This is a genomic window from Streptomyces sp. NPDC053076 (assembly GCF_044546845.1).
GTDB lineage: Bacteria > Actinomycetota > Actinomycetes > Streptomycetales > Streptomycetaceae > Streptomyces.
The window spans coordinates 249716-265117 of record NZ_JBITZL010000003.1 but is presented as its reverse complement, the minus strand read 5'-3'; the positions used below and the strand labels follow the sequence as shown (position 1 = coordinate 265117).

Annotated in this window: 11 protein-coding genes and 1 pseudogene; 7 read left to right on the top strand and 5 right to left on the bottom strand. The window is 72.3% G+C overall.

The window, feature by feature from the left end; genetic code table 11:
• Positions 1–133 precede the first annotated feature (133 nt).
• The 3 genes and pseudogenes from ACIGYR_RS14745 to ACIGYR_RS14735 form a co-directional block, all read left to right on the top strand.
• Positions 134–316: a hypothetical protein gene (locus ACIGYR_RS14745; RefSeq protein ID WP_391842982.1), complete on the top strand. Its 183-nt coding sequence runs from the start codon at positions 134–136 to the stop codon at positions 314–316.
• 184 nt (positions 317–500) lie between these two features.
• Positions 501–1121, top strand: a complete 621-nt coding sequence (locus tag ACIGYR_RS14740) for a DedA family protein (protein WP_399599123.1) — start codon at positions 501–503, stop codon at positions 1119–1121.
• 26 nt (positions 1122–1147) lie between these two features.
• Positions 1148–1453, top strand: a pseudogene (locus tag ACIGYR_RS14735) (sphingomyelin phosphodiesterase); the annotation flags it as partial.
• Here ACIGYR_RS14735 and ACIGYR_RS14730 read toward each other — a convergent pair.
• Positions 1450–3099 carry an MFS transporter gene (locus ACIGYR_RS14730; RefSeq protein WP_399600218.1) on the bottom strand — a complete coding sequence of 550 codons (1650 nt, stop codon included), beginning with the start codon at positions 3097–3099 and terminating at the stop codon, positions 1450–1452. The pseudogene ACIGYR_RS14735 and the gene ACIGYR_RS14730 sit on opposite strands and share 4 nt — an antisense overlap.
• A gap of 152 nt (positions 3100–3251) precedes the next feature.
• Complete coding sequence (locus ACIGYR_RS14725) at positions 3252–3674, bottom strand: MarR family winged helix-turn-helix transcriptional regulator (RefSeq protein ID WP_399599120.1); 423 nt, start codon at positions 3672–3674, stop codon at positions 3252–3254.
• A 222-nt stretch (positions 3675–3896) separates the two neighbouring features.
• Between ACIGYR_RS14725 and ACIGYR_RS14720 the strand changes: the two genes are divergently transcribed.
• Together ACIGYR_RS14720 and ACIGYR_RS14715 are read left to right on the top strand one after the other, a co-directional pair.
• Complete coding sequence (locus ACIGYR_RS14720; RefSeq protein WP_391842988.1) at positions 3897–4070, top strand: CsbD family protein; 174 nt, start codon at positions 3897–3899, stop codon at positions 4068–4070.
• A gap of 478 nt (positions 4071–4548) precedes the next feature.
• Complete coding sequence (locus ACIGYR_RS14715; RefSeq protein ID WP_399599117.1) at positions 4549–4998, top strand: ATP-binding protein; 450 nt, start codon at positions 4549–4551, stop codon at positions 4996–4998.
• 18 nt (positions 4999–5016) lie between these two features.
• Here the strand turns inward: ACIGYR_RS14715 and ACIGYR_RS14710 are convergent, their stop codons facing one another.
• Together ACIGYR_RS14710 and ACIGYR_RS14705 are read right to left on the bottom strand one after the other, a co-directional pair.
• Positions 5017–7500: a SpoIIE family protein phosphatase gene (locus tag ACIGYR_RS14710; RefSeq protein ID WP_399600215.1), complete on the bottom strand. Its 2484-nt coding sequence runs from the start codon at positions 7498–7500 to the stop codon at positions 5017–5019.
• Positions 7501–7555: 55 nt separating this feature from the next.
• Positions 7556–11815 (bottom strand): HAMP domain-containing protein, encoded by a 4260-nt coding sequence (locus ACIGYR_RS14705; RefSeq protein WP_399599114.1) that lies wholly within the window; start codon positions 11813–11815, stop codon positions 7556–7558.
• Positions 11816–12390: 575 nt separating this feature from the next.
• On the opposite strand from ACIGYR_RS14705, the gene ACIGYR_RS14700 reads away from it, so the two are divergent.
• Together ACIGYR_RS14700 and nrfD are read left to right on the top strand one after the other, a co-directional pair.
• A complete protein-coding gene (locus tag ACIGYR_RS14700) occupies positions 12391–13380 on the top strand; it encodes a 4Fe-4S dicluster domain-containing protein (RefSeq protein WP_399599111.1) in 990 nt (329 codons plus the stop codon).
• Between the two features lie 239 nt (positions 13381–13619).
• Positions 13620–14516, top strand: a complete 897-nt coding sequence (gene nrfD / locus ACIGYR_RS14695) for an NrfD/PsrC family molybdoenzyme membrane anchor subunit (RefSeq protein ID WP_399600212.1) — start codon at positions 13620–13622, stop codon at positions 14514–14516.
• A 67-nt stretch (positions 14517–14583) separates the two neighbouring features.
• Here the strand turns inward: nrfD and ACIGYR_RS14690 are convergent, their stop codons facing one another.
• On the bottom strand, positions 14584–15174 hold the full coding sequence (locus ACIGYR_RS14690) for a DUF4232 domain-containing protein (protein ID WP_399599108.1): 591 nt from the start codon (positions 15172–15174) through the stop codon (positions 14584–14586).
• Positions 15175–15402: the final 228 nt, after the last annotated feature.

Below are 15402 nucleotides of genomic sequence, written 5' to 3'. Positions count from 1 at the left end.
CCGTGACCGCTCCGCCCAATGTGACCCAGGTCACAGACATAAGTGAAAAGTAGGACATAATGGAAGCCATTCGGACAGCGTTGTCATCCCTTCCCTCGCGACGTCCCCGCGATATCAAGGAGCCGCTCCCCGTATGGCTTACGCAGCCCACCGCAGCCACCTGCTGCCTCCCCACCCTGACCTGGGCCTCGCCCGCGACTGCGAGCAGTGCCTCGGCTGGGGCACCGTCGTCACCCGCGACGGGGAACACGAGCTGTGCCACGCGTGCCAGCCCGACCCCGCCGACGACGAGGGCATCGCAGGCTCCCCCTCATAGGGCCTCGGTCCGAGGCGCCGCACGCCGGTCCGAGCGGCCGGTCATCCGCTGGACGAGCCGCTCGGTGTCCCGGGCGGCCAGGATCGGCACGGGGGCGGTGAACGTCGCCGCGCAGGACGAGGCCCCGGTCCCCCGGCCTGACGCAGGCCCGGGTGACCCGGCGCCCCCGACGTACGGTGGAGGCATGTCGCCTCCCCTCCCGGGACCGCTGGCCCACCTGGAGCCGCTGCTCGGCCACTACGGCTACTGGGCCGTCGGGGCCGTCGTCCTCGTGGAGGACTTCGGAATCCCCGCGCCCGGCGAGACCATCCTCCTCGCGGCGGGTGTCTACGCGGGCACGGGACGGCTGGACATCGCGGCCGTGGCGGTCATCGCCTTCGCCGCGGCCGTCGCCGGGGACAACATCGGCTATCTCATCGGCCGGGCCGGCGGACGGGCGTTCGTCAACCGTTGGGGACCCTACGTCTTCCTGACGCCCAAGCGGTTGGCGGCCGCCGAGGCGTTCTTCGACCGGCACGGCGGCAAGATCGTCACAGTGGCCCGGTTCGTGGAGGGCCTGCGGCAGGCCAACGGCATCATCGCGGGCACGACCGGCATGCGCTGGCGCCGCTTCCTCGCCTTCAACGCCCTCGGCGCGGCCCTGTGGGTCGGCCTGTGGACGACCCTGGCCTACCTGGCGGGCAGCAACATCACCGCCGTCTACGACGAGATCAGGCGCTACCAGCTGTACGTCCTCGTCGCAGCCGCCCTCGTCGTCGCGGGGTTCGTCGCCCGGCACCTGGTACGGCGGCGCCGCGAGCGCTGAACCGCCGGTCCCCCCACCCTGTTCCGGACTCGCGCGGCGGTGAGTACGCCTCCATGCTCGCCGACGCGGATCTGGCCGGCGCCGACGCGCGCACCGGGCACCCGTACTCGTTCGACATGCAGGAGAACTCCATCGCCCACGACCGCTGTCCGGACGACCCGCGCGCGGACCTGGACTACGTCCTCGCCCGCGCGGGTCACGCGCGTCCGGCGCGCTGGCACAACGAGGTCGTCGAGGAGCGGCCGGCCCCCTGGACCGTGAGCAGTTGGGGGACGTCGTACACGTACACCGACCTCTCGGACCACTATCCGCTGCGGGCGTACGCCGGCTAGCGCGAGGCCCGCGTCGGCCGGCCCTCGGCCGACGGGGCCGGTCCGCGCGGTGGGCCGTCGACGGCGCGCTCGTGGCCGCCCCGCAGGGCGGAGGCGAGCGCGGACACCAGGGCCATCCCGGCGGCCACACCGAAGACGATGCTCAGGCCGTGGTGGAAGGGGCCGGAGACCAGTTGCGGGAAGAAGCTGTGTCCGGTCAGGGTGGCGCGCTGGGCCTCGCTCAGGTGGTCCAGGGCGCCACCGCCGAGCAGATGGCCGATGGGGTTGTCGCCCAGGAAGGTCGCGAACAGGGTACTGACGGGCGGCAGCGAGGCCACCTGGTGGGCGGTCGAGGCGGACACACCGTGCGCCTGGAGGCCGCTGCCGAGCGTCGACGGCAGGGAGGAGGCCAGCCCGGAGACCATCAGGGAGAAGAAGACACCGATGGACAGGGCCGTGCCGGAGTTCTGGAAGGTGGAGCGCATCCCGGAGGCGACGCCCCGGTACCGGGCGGGCACGCTGCCCATGATGGACGAGGTGTTGGGCGCGGAGAACATGCCCTGGCCCAGCCCGCTGAGCAGCAGCAGTGCGGCGAAGGCGGTGTAGTCGAAGTCCACCGGTAGCGCGAGCAGTCCGACGAAGGACGCGGCGACGAGGAGCAGTCCGGCGGTGGAGAAGAGGCGGGCGCCGAACCGGTCGGACAGATAGCCCGAGACGGGACCGGCGATCAGGAAGCCCAGAGTGAGCGGCAGCATGAAGATGCCGGCCCACAGCGGGGTGTCCTCGAAGTCGTAGCCGTGCAGGGGCAGCCAGATGCCCTGCAGCCAGATGATGAGCATGAACTGCAGCCCGCCGCGGGCGATGGCGGTGAGCAGGGCGGCCAGGTTGCCCGCGGCGAACGCCCGGATCTTGAACAGGGACAGGTGGAACATGGGCTCGGCGACCCGGCTCTCGACGACGCAGAACGTCAGCAGCAGGAAGGCACCGCCGAACAGCCCGGCGAGCACCCAGGGGTTGGTCCATCCGGTGGGGTGACCGCCGTAGGGCTGGATGCCGTAGGTGATGCCCGCCAGCAGGATGCCGGCGCCGGAGGCGAAGGTGAGGTTGCCGGGCCAGTCGATCCGGCCGCGTGCACCGGCCGAGGTCTCCCGCAGGCTCAGGTACGACCAGATGGTGCCGGTGACGCTGACGGGGACGCTCACCCAGAACACCGCCCGCCAGTCGACGGCCGCGAGCAGACCACCGGCGAGCAGACCGAGGAACTGCCCGGCGAGTGCGGTGATCTGGTTGATGCCGAGGGCCATTCCGCGCCGGCGGGCCGGGAAGGCGTCGGTGAGGATGGCCGCCGAGTTCGCGGTGAGCATGGAGCCGCCGAATGCCTGCACGACGCGCCACAGGATCAGCCAGAGCGCGCCCGCCCCGGCCCGGAACGGATCCAGGGACAGCGCGACGGAGGCGACCGCGAAGACGAGGAAGCCCAGGTTGTAGATCCGGACCCGGCCGAACATGTCGCCGAGCCGGCCGAGGACGACGACCAGCACGGCCGAGACCAGCAGATAGCCGAGGATCATCCACAGCAGATAGCCGATGTTGCCGGGCGCGAGCGGGTCGAGGCCGATCCCGCGGAAGATCGCGGGCAGCGAGATGATCACGATGGAGGCGTCCATCGTGGCGATCAGCACGCCGAGCGTGGTGTTGGACAGGGCGACCCATCGGTAACCGGGGCCCGGGGGCGTGTCGCGCAGGCGGGCCGAGCGGGCGAGCAGCCGGGCCCGGAGTTGTCCGGCGGCCGGCGTACGGGGTGCGGGTGCCTGGCCGGTCACAGGTGTTCCGCCAATCGGTCGAGCAGGGGCAGGACGTCGTGCAGGGCCTGCCGTTCCCGCGGGGTGAACTCCTCCAGTGCCCGGGCGAGACGGCTGACGGACTCGGATCGGCGCTGTTCCAGCACGGCCCGGCCCTCCTCGGTGAGGGACACGACGACCCGGCGCCCGTCGGTCGCGTCCGGGCAGCGGCTCACCAGCCCGCGGTGTGTGAGTCCGGCGAGCGTACTGGCCATCGCCTGGGGCCGCACCCGCTCCAGCTCGGCGAGCGAGCCGGGTGAGTCCGGGCCGGTGCGGGCCAGCCGGGCGAGCACCGAGACACCGGACAGGGACAGGTCCCCGACGGCGTGTGCCTGGCGCAGTCGGCGCACGATCCGGCCCATGGCCAGCCGCAGCGCACCCGCGAGTGCAGTGTCGTCCACGTTTGATGACAGTAGGTTTATCAGTCTGGACTGTTCAACCAAGACTGGGTAATGCCGTGCGGGCACCCGGCCGCGGGCCCCGGCTGCACAGCCGGGGCCCGCGGAGTCGACCTGGGTACACCTCTCCCCGGATGCCGGGTGCGGCTTTCGGGTTTGGGCGGCCGGAGAGCGGCAATTCGAATGACGACCAGAGACCGCGTCGATGTTGGGATGTGACACGCGATGGCTGGCAGCAAGAAGGCCAAGGGCAAGGTGGAGCAGGCCAAGGGCAAGGCCAAGGAAGCCGTGGGCCGCGCCGTCGGAAACGAGCGGATGGAAGCCGAGGGCCGTATGGAGGGCGCTCGTGGAGACGCCCGCCAGGCCAAGGAGAAGGCGAAGGACGTCTTCAAGCACTGAGGTATACGCCGACTCGGCAGGGAACGGGTCCGGAAATCCAGCGGCAGCGGATTTCCGGACCCGTTCCGCTGTGTGCGGGTGCCGGTGCCAGTCCGGATGCCGATGCACGTCGGGGTGCCGACGTATGTCCGGGCGCCGGTGCCTGTCCGATGCCGGCGCCTGTCCGATGCCCATGCCTGTCCGATGCCGGCGCCTGTCCGATGCCCATGCCTGTCCGATGCCGGCGCCTGTCCGGTGCCGGCGCGCGTCCGGTGCCGGTGCGCGTCCGGTGCCGGTAGGTGTCGGGGTGTCCCGGTGCCGCCGCCCCCGGCTGTCACCGCGTGGTTCGCGCCACCCCTCAGCAGGCGTTCGCGGACATCCGGAGGATTCCTCCCGTACCGCCCCTTGACCGACGGTCCAGCGGGTAGCCGAGCAGGGACGGCACGACCCCCTGTGCACAGGAAGGGACCCTGACCCCGGAGGAAAAGGGCAACGAGGTATGGACATCCCGCTCAGGACCCACGCGACGACGCAGGACCGCCCGGCGCTCCTGCGCTACAGCCGCACCTGGCACACCGGCGTATCCGGCATCGCGGAGGCGAGAGACGCCGTCGCCGCCCTGCTCGCCCGGGCCCGGCCCGCACCAGGGCGGCGCCCGGTGCAGGACGCCCAGCTCGTCGTCAGCGAACTCGTCACCAACGCGGCCAAGCACGCGCCCGGCCCCTGCGCGCTGGCCCTGGAACTGCTGCCCGGCGCGAACGCGCTGCGCATCACCGTCACCGACACCTCCCCGGAGCCGCCGCGCCGGCGCCCGCCCGACCCCCGGCGGATCGGGGGACACGGCCTGCATCTCGTGACGATGCTCTCCCACGGCCTGGACGTCACCTGGCTGTCCCAGGGCAAACGGGTCACCGCGACCGTGCCGCTCGCCCCGGCGGCAGCGGGCTGAGCGTCCGGGCGTGACCGGTCAGGCGACCCTGATGCCGACGATGCAGGTGTCGTCGTCGGTGTCCGACCTGCTGTACGTCAGCAGCCGGTCCAGTTGCTGGTCCAGGGTGCTGGGCGCCGCCCGCGCGGTGTCCAGGAGGTGGGACAGCGACTCCTCCACCGAGCGGTCCCGGCGCTCGATGAGGCCGTCGGTGTACATCAGCAGGGTGTCCCCCGCGGCCAGCTGGACTTCCGTCTCCTCGTAGCGCGCTTCCGGCACGGCGCCCAGCAGCAGCCCCTTGACCGGGGGCAGCGCGGTGGCGTCGGCCTCCCGCACCAGCACCGGCGGCAGATGGCCGGCCCGCGCCCAGCGAAGGATCCGCCGCTCGCCGTCGTACAGGCCGCAGACGGCGGTCGCGGTGACCGCGCCCGTCAGATGGTGGGCGACGATGTTCAGCCAGGACAGCAGCTGCGCCGGACCGGCCCCGGTCACCGCGAGACCGCGCAGCGCGTTGCGCAGGACGACCATGCTGGTAGCCGCCTCGATGCCGTGCCCGGCGACGTCGCCGACGCACAGCAGGACCAGTCCGGAGGGCAGCACGACCGAGTCGTACCAGTCGCCGCCGACGAGGTTTTCGGTCTCGGCGGGCCGGTAGCGCACCGCGATCTGGAGGCCGGGCACCCGCAGCGGCGCCTGGGCCGGGGGCATGATGGCGTGCTGGAGCTGAAGGGCCAGCCGGTTGCGTTCCACGGCCTGCTGCTCGGTGTGGGCGAGCTGGTCGCGGGTGGCGGCGAGGGCGACCTCGGTCCAGTGCTGCGACGAGATGTCCTGGTAGGCGCCGCGGACGCCGAAGAGCTGCCCGTCGGTGTCGAGCACGGGTTCGGCGACCACCCGCATGTGCCGGGTCACACCGTCCGGGCGCAGCAGCCGGAACGCGGCGGAGGCGGGCCTGCGGTGGTGCATCAGAGTGCGCAGGAAGCGGCCGAGGGTGACGGCGTCGTCGGGATGGGCGTGGGCCGGCAGGTCGTGCAGGGCGACCGCGGGGCTGCTCATCGGGCGGCCGTAGAGGCTGAACAACTGGCCGTTCCAGGTGATCTCGCCGGTGAGCAGGTTCTCCTCGAACCCGCCGATCCGGCCGAGCCGCTGGGCGTGCTGGAGCAGGCTGGCCAGGCGGGCCGTCTCGTCCTCGATGCGCCAGATCAGCAGCACCGCGGCGCCGTGCCGGCTGATGCTGATGTCCGCGACGGCGGACAGCGGCACCTGGTCGACCAGGGCGGTCAGCCGCATCCGGCGGGCGCGGAACGGTTCACCGGTGGCGTGCACCCGCTCCACGCGCTGGAACAGCTCGCTGGCACCGGCGGCCATCGGGTATGCCTCCAGCAGCAGGGCGCCGCCCACGACGGCCCGCGGCCGGCCCGCGGGGTCGAGGAAGCGGCTGTTGACGTGCTGGATGCGGAAGTCGACCAGCTGACCGGCGCCGTCCAGGTGCGGCACGAGCACCAGGGCCGGGTCGTGCAGCCCGTCGGCCAGGTCCATCAGCTCGACCACGTCGGGCAGCAGCCCCTGCTCCGGTCCGGCGCCGGGCGGCGGTCCGAAGGTCTCCAGGGTGTGCGCGCACAGCTCGGCCAGGGCCTCCACCTGCCGGACGACCGGGCGGGGCAGCGGGCCCTCCGGCTTGGGCCAGGCGATCTCCAGGACGCCGTGGATCCGGCCGCCCGTCCCGGACGGTACGGCGATCCGCGCCCCGTCGGCGTACTCGCGCCGGCCGATCGTGGGCAGCCCGGACTCGGCGAGCTTGGGCAGCCATTCGCCGTCGGGCTCGGTCAGTCCGCGCCGGGCCACCGTGGCCACGTCCGGCGGCACATAGCGCCAGCGGGCCGCCTCCCCGGGAGGGAAACCCGCGCTGCCCGCGAGGGTCAGCGAGCCGTCCGGGCCGGCCGACCAGATGGCCACGGCGGCCGCGCCCAGCGGACGCAGGGCGTGGGCCAGCAGCGAGTCGGCCATCGCCTGGGCGTCGGGCGCGGCCAGCACGCCGCTCTCGGCGGCGCGCAGCCGCACGGCGGCGGAGTCGGCGACGGGCCCGGCCTGGTCCGCGGCGACGGACAGGAACGCCTCGGTGATCTCCGAGACGCGGTCCTGGGCAGCCTGATTGATGACGTCCACCGCGAACTCCAGCGGAGTCACCTGCGCCTGCTCGGTGAGTTCGGCGAGCTGGCGGGCTGCCTGGGCGGGGCCGCAGCCGAGGCGTTCGACCAGGATGCCCTTGGCCAGCTCGATCAGCGCCCGGCCCTCGGCCTCGGCATGCGCCATCCGTACCTCCCGGCGCAGCCGTTCCACCGTGGCGGCGAGCCGGCCCACCGGGGTGGGGGCGGACACGTCGGACCGCACGGCCGGGGTCGGGTCCGGCACCTCGGGCCGCACGGCCGGGGTCGGAGCGCCCACGTCGGGCCGCACGGCTTCGGCGGACGGGAGCCGGGCGGGCGGGTCGGCCGGCGCGTCGGGCCCGGCGGGCGGTTCGTGCATGTTCACCGGGTCCGTACTCCTCGGCCTGCGGGCGGGCGGGCGCGCCGTGCCGTGCTCATGCGGGGAGCCAGCGCCGGACACAGGCGATGAGGTCATGGGTGTCCACCGGTTTCGTCACATAGTCGCTGGCCCCGGAGGCCAGACTCTTCTCCCGGTCGCCCTGCATGGCCTTCGCGGTCACCGCGATGACCGGCAGGTCGGCGTACTGGGGCATCCTGCGGATCTCGGCCGTGGCCGTGTAGCCGTCCATCTCCGGCATCATCACGTCCATCAGGACGAGTTCGACGTCCGGGTTGTTCACCAGCGTCTCGATGCCCTTGCGGCCGTTCTCCGCGTGCAGGACGCGGAAGCCGTGCAGTTCGAGGATGCCGCTGAGCGCGAACAGGTTCCGGGCGTCGTCGTCGACGACGAGAACGGTACGGCCACGGGTGTGCTCGTCGATCAAGTGGGGTGCGGTACGCGGGAGTTCCTCGCCGCGGACCAGGGTGAGCACCTCGCCGGGCTCCTCGGCCGACAGGTGCAGCGCGATCCGCTCGCGCAGCTCGTCCAGGCTGAACAGATACTCCAGCGCAGCGCCCTCGGTGTCCCCGGTGAGCGGCTCGGTGCGCTGCGAGCCGTGCACCAGTATCGGGACGCTGGTCAGGGCCGAGTCGCCGCGCAGGGCCTCCAGGAAGCGGGCCGACTCCCCGTCGGGCATGCCGAGTTCCACGACGACGCAGTGGCAGGGTTCGGCGGCCAGGGCGCCGGCCGCCTCCTGGGCGCCGACCGCGGTGATGATGTCGACGGGTGTGCCGCCGTCGGCCCGGGTGTGCTCCAGGTCCCGGACCACGCTCTCGGCGACCAGGGTCAGCAGCCCGCGCGGGCGCTCCTCGACGACGAGCAGGCGGCGCGGGCGCTCCCGCCGCTCGGTGGCCGGCGGCAGCTCCTGGTGCAGGTCGTGCCCGAGCGTGCCGTCCGTCCGTTCCCGCTCGGCCTTCGGGACGGGGCGGCCACCGCGCATGTGTTCTTCGAAGTCGGGCCGGGCGACGGGCAGGTAGAGGGTGAAGGAGCTGCCCTTGCCGGGAGTGCTGTCCACGGTGACGGCGCCGCCGAGCAGGTGCGCGATCTCCCGCGTGATGGACAGACCGAGCCCGGTGCCGCCGTACTTGCGGCTCGTGGTGCCGTCCGCCTGCTGGAACGCGCCGAAGATGGTCTCCAGTTGCTGTTCGGGGATGCCGATTCCGGTGTCCTTCACCCGGAAGGCGACGATCGCACCGCCCCGCACGACACCGGCGGGCACGTCGTCGTCGGCGGCGGGTTCGACGCTCAGTTCGACGCCGCCCTGCTCGGTGAACTTCACCGCGTTGGACAGCAGGTTGCGCAGGATCTGCCGGAGCCGGGAGTCGTCGGTGAGCAGGTCGGCGGGGGCGCCGGGCGCCGTGGCGACGGTGAAGTCCAGGCTCTTCTGTGAGGTCATCGGCCGGAAGGTGGCCTCGACGTATTCGATCAGCTGCCGCAGCGAGACCCGTTCGGGCGTGACGTCCATCTTGCCGGCCTCGACCTTGGACAGGTCCAGGATGTCGTTGATGAGCTGGAGCAGGTCGGAGCCGGCCGAGTGGATGATGCCCGCGTACTCGACCTGCTTCGGGGTGAGGTTGCGGGAGGGGTTCTGGGCCAGCAGCTGGGCGAGGATGAGCAGGCTGTTGAGCGGGGTGCGCAGCTCGTGGCTCATGTTGGCGAGGAACTCGGACTTGTACTTCGAGGCGAGCGACAACTGCTGGGCGCGCGCCTCCAGTTCCTGCCGGGCCTGCTCGATCTGCAGGTTCTTCGCCTCGATGTCCCGGTTCTGGTCGGCCAGCAGCGACGCCTTCTCCTCGAGTTCGGCGTTGGAGCTCTGCAGTTCCTCCTGGCGCGCCTGCAACTCGGCCGAGCGGGACTGCAGTTCGCTGGTCAGGCGCTGCGACTCCTGGAGCAGCTCGTCGGTACGGGCGTTGGCGACGATCGTGTTGACGTTGACGCCGATGGTGTCCACCAGCTGCTGGAGGAAGTCCCGCTGGATGGGCGTGAACGGCGTGACGGCGGCCAGCTCGATGACGCCGAGGACCTGCTCCTCGAAGACGATGGGCAGCAGCAACAGCGCGGTCGGCTCGATCTGTCCGAGCCCGGAGGAGATGGTGACGTATCCGTGCGGCAGCTGGTCGACGGCGATGGTACGGCGGCTGCGCGCGGCCTGGCCGACCAGGGAGCGGCCGAACGCGATGCGAACGGGCCGGGTGTCATCCGCGGGCCGGCCGTAGGAGCCGACGAGCCGCAGCTCGGGCCCGGACGCGCCGTCCTCCGCGAGGTAGAAGGCGCCGTACTGCGCGGACACCTGGGGCGCCAGCTCGTCCATGATGAGTTCGGCGACGACGGGCAGGTCGCGGTGTCCCTGCATCAGCCCGGAGATCCGGGCGAGGTTGGTCTTGAGCCAGTCCTGTTCCTGGTTGGCCATGGTGGTCTCGCGCAGGGACTCCACCATGGAGTTGATGTTGTCCTTGAGGTCGGCGACCTCGCCGGAGGCGTCGACGGTGATGGACCGGGTCAGGTCGCCCTCGGCGACGGCGCTGGCGACGTCGGCGATGGCGCGGACCTGCCGGGTGAGGTTGCCGGCGAGTTCGTTGACGTTCTCGGTGAGCCGCTTCCAGGTGCCGGAGACACCCTCGACCTCGGCCTGGCCGCCGAGCCGGCCCTCGGTGCCGACCTCGCGGGCGACACGGGTGACCTCGTCGGCGAAGGCGGAGAGCTGGTCGACCATCGTGTTGATGGTCGTCTTCAGTTCCAGGATCTCCCCGCGGGCGTCGACGTCGATCTTCTTGGACAGGTCGCCCTTGGCCACGGCCGTCGTCACCAGCGCGATGTTGCGCACCTGCCCGGTGAGGTTGTTGGCCATGGAGTTGACGTTGTCGGTGAGGTCCTTCCAGGTGCCGGCCACGTTGGGCACGTGCGCCTGCCCGCCGAGCCGGCCCTCGGTGCCCACCTCGCGGGCCACCCGGGTCACCTCGTCCGCGAACGCCGACAGGGTGTCGACCATGGTGTTGATCACGTCGGCCAGCGCGGCGACCTCGCCCTTGGCCTCGACGGTGATCTTCTGGGAGAGGTCGCCCTTGGCCACGGCGGTGGCGACCTGGGCGATGGAGCGGACCTGGCCGGTGAGGTTGGAGGCCATCACGTTGACGTTGTCGGTGAGGTCCTTCCAGGTGCCGGCGACGCCACGGACCTGTGCCTGTCCGCCGAGCCGGCCCTCGGTGCCCACCTCACGCGCCACTCGCGTGACCTCGTCGGCGAACGCGGACAGCTGGTCCACCATCGTGTTGATGGTGTTCTTCAGCTCCAGGATCTCGCCCCGCGCGTCCACCGTGATCTTCTGCGACAGGTCCCCCTGCGCCACGGCGGTGGCGACCTGGGCGACGTTGCGCACCTGGGCCGTGAGGTTCCCGCCCATGAAGTTGACCGAGTCCGTCAGGTCCCGCCAGGTGCCCTTGACCCCCTTGACGTCGGCCTGCCCGCCGAGCCGGCCCTCCGTACCGACCTCGCGCGCCACCCGGGTCACCTCGTCGGCGAACGCGGACAGCTGGTCCACCATCGTGTTGATGGTGCTCTTCAGCTCCAGGATCTCGCCCCGCGCGTCCACCGTGATCTTCTGCGACAGATCGCCCTGCGCCACCGCGGTCGTCACCTGGGCCACATTGCGTACCTGCGCCGTCAGGTTCCCGGCCATGAAATTGACCGAGTCCGTCAGGTCCCGCCAGACACCGGCGACGCCGGGCACCTGCGCCTGACCCCCCAGGCGGCCTTCGGTGCCCACTTCGCGCGCGACCCGGGTCACCTCGTCGGCGAACGCGGACAGCTGGTCCACCATCGTGTTGACGGTTTCCTTCAGCTGGAGGATCTCGCCCCGCGCGGGCACGTCGATCTTCTGGGAGAGGTCGCCCTTGGCCACGGCGGTGGCGACCTGGGCGATGTCGCGTACCTGTGTGGTGAGGTTGCCCGCCATCGCGTTGACGGAGTCGGTCAGGTCGGCCCAGGTGCCGGATACGCCCGGCACCTGTGCCTGTCCGCCGAGGGTGCCCTCCGTGCCCACCTCGCGGGCCACGCGCGTGACCTCCGAGGTGAATACGGACAACTGGTCGACCATGCCGTTGAAGACGGTGGCGATGTCGCCCAGGAGCCCGGTGGAGTCGTCCGGCAGCCGGGTGCCGAAGTCTCCGTCGCGCACCGCGGTCAGACCCGCGAGCAGTCTTCTCAGTTCGTGGTCACCCGGGACCGCCTCGGTCGTCCCGGTCGCCTTGCCGGCCATGCGCACCCTCGATCCGCTCCCCAGGAGCCCCCGCCGCGAGGACCCCGGAACCGCGGCCGGGAGCAGACTGCCCCCGACCGTTGGTGTGTGCATTTCCGCAGTTCACGGATTTGCATGATGAGAAAATACGCCGCAGATTAACCCACCCTCGCGGACTTGGACAAAGCAATCGGCCATCCCCGGGCGCTCATGGAATTTTCTGTCCGAGACCGGTGTGAGACGGCTTCAACCGGGTAGCCGTAGCGGTTTGGCCAAGGGCTCGGGCAGGCGTCCCAGCCGGCTCGGCCCGGGGCCCGCGAGCGCGTCCGGGCGGCGGGGGCGCATGCCGGACCCCGTTTCGGGCGCGCGGAGCGGGGGCACCCGTGCCAGGCTCGGAATAGGGCACCAGAAGTGGGAGAGCGAGCACGGGGCGGCAGGCGTGCCGCGCACGTCCTCTCCAGGCCGGGCCCGCGCCGTACAGCCCGCTCGTCCGGGTGCCGACGGGCGTCCGGCCGACGTTCCTGTCCCCTCCGGACGTCGACGGAGCGGTCGTGGCGCCCGAGAAGGCCGGGCGGTCGTGTGCGAGGAGGGACGGCATGAGCGACGCCGAGGACAAGCGCGGGAACGCGCTGTACGGCCCGCAGCCGGACGTGTCCGGGGCGTCGGGCTACCCGGATGCCCCGCCCAGAGTGGGCTTTTTCACCGACACCTCCGTGTGCATCGGCTGCAAGGCGTGCGAGGTGGCGTGCAAGGAGTGGAACGCGATCCCGGAGGACGGCCTCGAACTGACCGGCATGTCCTACGACAACACGCGCGGTCTGGGCGCCGACAGCTGGCGGCACGTGGCCTTCGTGGAGCAGCGCAAGCCGTCGGGCGGGCAGGAGGCCGGCGTCGCGCACGACGACGTGGACGTGTTCGCCGCCGCGTCGCGGCTCGGCACCGACGTCTCCTCCCCCGGCCCCGCGGCGGCGGGGACGCCCGCCGGGCAGATCTCCCCGCTCGCCCCCGAAGGCCGTACCGAACTGCGCTGGCTGATGTCCTCGGACGTGTGCAAGCACTGCACGCACGCCGCCTGCCTGGACGTGTGTCCCACGGGGGCGCTGTTCCGCACCGAGTTCGGCACGGTCGTCGTCCAGCAGGACGTCTGCAACGGCTGCGGCTACTGCGTGCCCGCCTGCCCGTACGGCGTCATCGACCAGCGCAAGGACGACGGCCGGGTGTGGAAGTGCACCCTGTGCTACGACCGCCTGGGCGTCGGTCTGGAGCCGGCCTGCGCCAAGTCGTGCCCGACGGAATCCATCCAGTTCGGCCCGCTGGAGGAACTGCGGGAGCGGGCACGGGCGCGGGTGGCGCAGCTGCACGCGGCCGGGACGACCGACGCCCGCCTGTACGGCGAGAGCCCGGACGACGGGGTCGGCGGCGCCGGCGCGTTCTTCCTGCTGCTGGACGCGCCGGAGGTCTACGGACTGCCCCCCGACCCGGTGGTCACCACCCGGGACCTGCCCGGGATGTGGCGGCACGCGGCCGTGGCCGCCGCCTCCCTGATGGCCCTGGCGGCGGGAAGCTTCGTGCGGAGGCCACGATGACAGCGGACGGTTCCACGGGAGGCCACGACCGCTCCGGACGGTTCCACAGGAGGCCACGACGGCTCCGGACAGGTCCGCGAGAGAACCGCGACGGCTCCCGGGTGTTCCGCGAGGAGGCCGCGCCGAGCGGATCGGACGTCACCCGGGACGGTGTGCGGGGCCTGCGGCCGGGCCGGGAGGCGGTGACCGGTGCCCACAGGGGCCACCGCAGGGGCCGGCGCCGCAGGGGCGAACAGCCGATGGTTCCGGATGCCGAGTTCTCGTCGTACTACGGCACACCCGTGCTCAACAAGCCGACGTGGAAGCCGTTGGACATCGCCGGATACCTGTACCTGGGCGGGCTGGCCGGGGCGTCCTCGCTGCTGGCGGCCGGGGGTCAGCTGACCGGCCGGCCCGGGCTGGCGGTGCCGGCGAAGCTCGGCGCGGCCGGGGCCATCTCGCTGTCGCTGGCGGCGCTCGTCCACGACCTGGGCCGGCCGTCCCGGTTCCTGAACATGCTCCGGGTGTTCAAGCCGACCTCCCCGATGAGCGTCGGTTCATGGCTGCTGGTGGGGTACGCGCCGCTGACGCTGACCGCCGCGGCCACCGAGGTGACGGGGCGGTACCGGCTGCTGGGCTCGGCCGCCACGGTGGCCTCCGCCGTCCTCGGCCCGGCCGTGGCGACGTACACCGCGGTGCTGCTGTCGGACACGGCGGTGCCGTCCTGGCACGAGGGCTACCGTGAGCTGCCGTTCGTCTTCGCGGGCTCGGCCGCCACCGCGGCGTCGGGCCTGGCCCTGGCCGCGGCTCCGCCCGCTCAGGCGGGGCCCGCCCATCGGCTGGCCGTCCTCGGGGCCGCCCTGGAGCTGGGTGCCTTCCGGGTGATGAAGCGGCGGATGGGCCTGGCCGCCAAGCCCTTCGGGCAGGGCGGCCCGGGTGCGCTGTTGCGCGCCGCGGAGCTGCTGACGGCGGGCGGCGCGGCCCTCGCCGTGTCCTGCGGGCGGGACCGGCGCCTCGCCCTGGCTGCGGGAGCCGCGCTGCTCACCGGTTCGGCCGCCCTGCGCTTCGGCGTCTTCCACGCCGGGGTGGCCTCCGCCGAGGACCCCGCCTACACCGTCGCGCCCCAGCGGGAGCGCCTGACGGCGCGAGGCCGCTAGGTCACGCGCCCCGCCCCGCGACCGTCACGGGGCGCGGCACGCAGGCGGCCGCACGCGTCCACCGCGCTCAGGGGGTGACGTGGATCCGGTACGCGAGCGCGGTGACCCGGAGATCGCCGTGATCGACCCACTCCGGGAACTCGAGCGTCTTGTGGCTGGTCGCCGCGGGCGGCGTGACCTGGAGGTAGGCGGCGTGGACGGCGCCGGAGGACCCGGTGTTGGCGTGCGTCCACGATATGACCGCCTCCGCGCTCTGGCCCTTGCGGAGCGTCAGGGTGGTCTTGGGGGGGCTCTTCGCGTACCAGGTGTCACCCCAGTGGGTGGTCGAGGGGAGCGTCCGGTGGGCGGCGTTCTCCAGGCCGAGGCCCGGGTAGCCCCGCAGCAGGCAGGTGCGAGCGCTCGTGTTCTTGAGCTTCACCACCACGCCCTGGTGATTCATGCCGCCGGCCAGTGTCTCGCCGAACGAGGCGCTGAGCTGCGACACGGAACAGGTGGGCGTGGCGGACGCGGCACCGGCGGCCCGTGCCGTTCCGGCACCGGCGATCCCCAGTCCGGCCACGCAGGTCACGGCGAGCGCCGCCCGCGCGAGGCGCCTGCGTCGATCGGACCGCCGGACAACGGAGGTTCCGGTCGTGTGGGTCTGGTCCTGATGGGTCATGGTGAGCGTTCTTCCCTTCGGTCTGGGCTCCATGGCTCGCCTTGCACATCAGGTGAGATGCGGGACGTACCGGAAAAGTTCGCGGCCGGCGGGAATCGGGAGCCGTCTGTCTCTTTCTGCTCTGTCCGCCAAGAGTCGCCGTCGCGCTCCCCGCACCCTCCGAGGGGCGAGGGGTACCCGGCCCCGGCGGGGCTGTTTGGCCACACCCGGCGGGGGTACTCCCGGTCC

Bases quoted from the DNA above. Each gene is read 5' to 3' on its own strand.
- ACIGYR_RS14745 (WP_391842982.1), top strand. From the start codon at position 134: ATGGCTTACGCAGCCCACCGCAGCCACCTGCTGCCTCCCCACCCTGAC.
- ACIGYR_RS14740 (WP_399599123.1), top strand. From the start codon at position 501: ATGTCGCCTCCCCTCCCGGGACCGCTGGCCCACCTGGAGCCGCTGCTC.
- ACIGYR_RS14730 (WP_399600218.1), bottom strand. From the start codon at position 3,099: ATGGACGCCTCCATCGTGATCATCTCGCTGCCCGCGATCTTCCGCGGG.
- ACIGYR_RS14720 (WP_391842988.1), top strand. From the start codon at position 3,897: ATGGCTGGCAGCAAGAAGGCCAAGGGCAAGGTGGAGCAGGCCAAGGGC.
- ACIGYR_RS14715 (WP_399599117.1), top strand. From the start codon at position 4,549: ATGGACATCCCGCTCAGGACCCACGCGACGACGCAGGACCGCCCGGCG.
- ACIGYR_RS14710 (WP_399600215.1), bottom strand. From the start codon at position 7,500: ATGCACGAACCGCCCGCCGGGCCCGACGCGCCGGCCGACCCGCCCGCC.
- ACIGYR_RS14705 (WP_399599114.1), bottom strand. From the start codon at position 11,815: ATGGCCGGCAAGGCGACCGGGACGACCGAGGCGGTCCCGGGTGACCAC.
- ACIGYR_RS14700 (WP_399599111.1), top strand. From the start codon at position 12,391: ATGAGCGACGCCGAGGACAAGCGCGGGAACGCGCTGTACGGCCCGCAG.
- nrfD (WP_399600212.1), top strand. From the start codon at position 13,620: ATGGTTCCGGATGCCGAGTTCTCGTCGTACTACGGCACACCCGTGCTC.
- ACIGYR_RS14690 (WP_399599108.1), bottom strand. From the start codon at position 15,174: ATGACCCATCAGGACCAGACCCACACGACCGGAACCTCCGTTGTCCGG.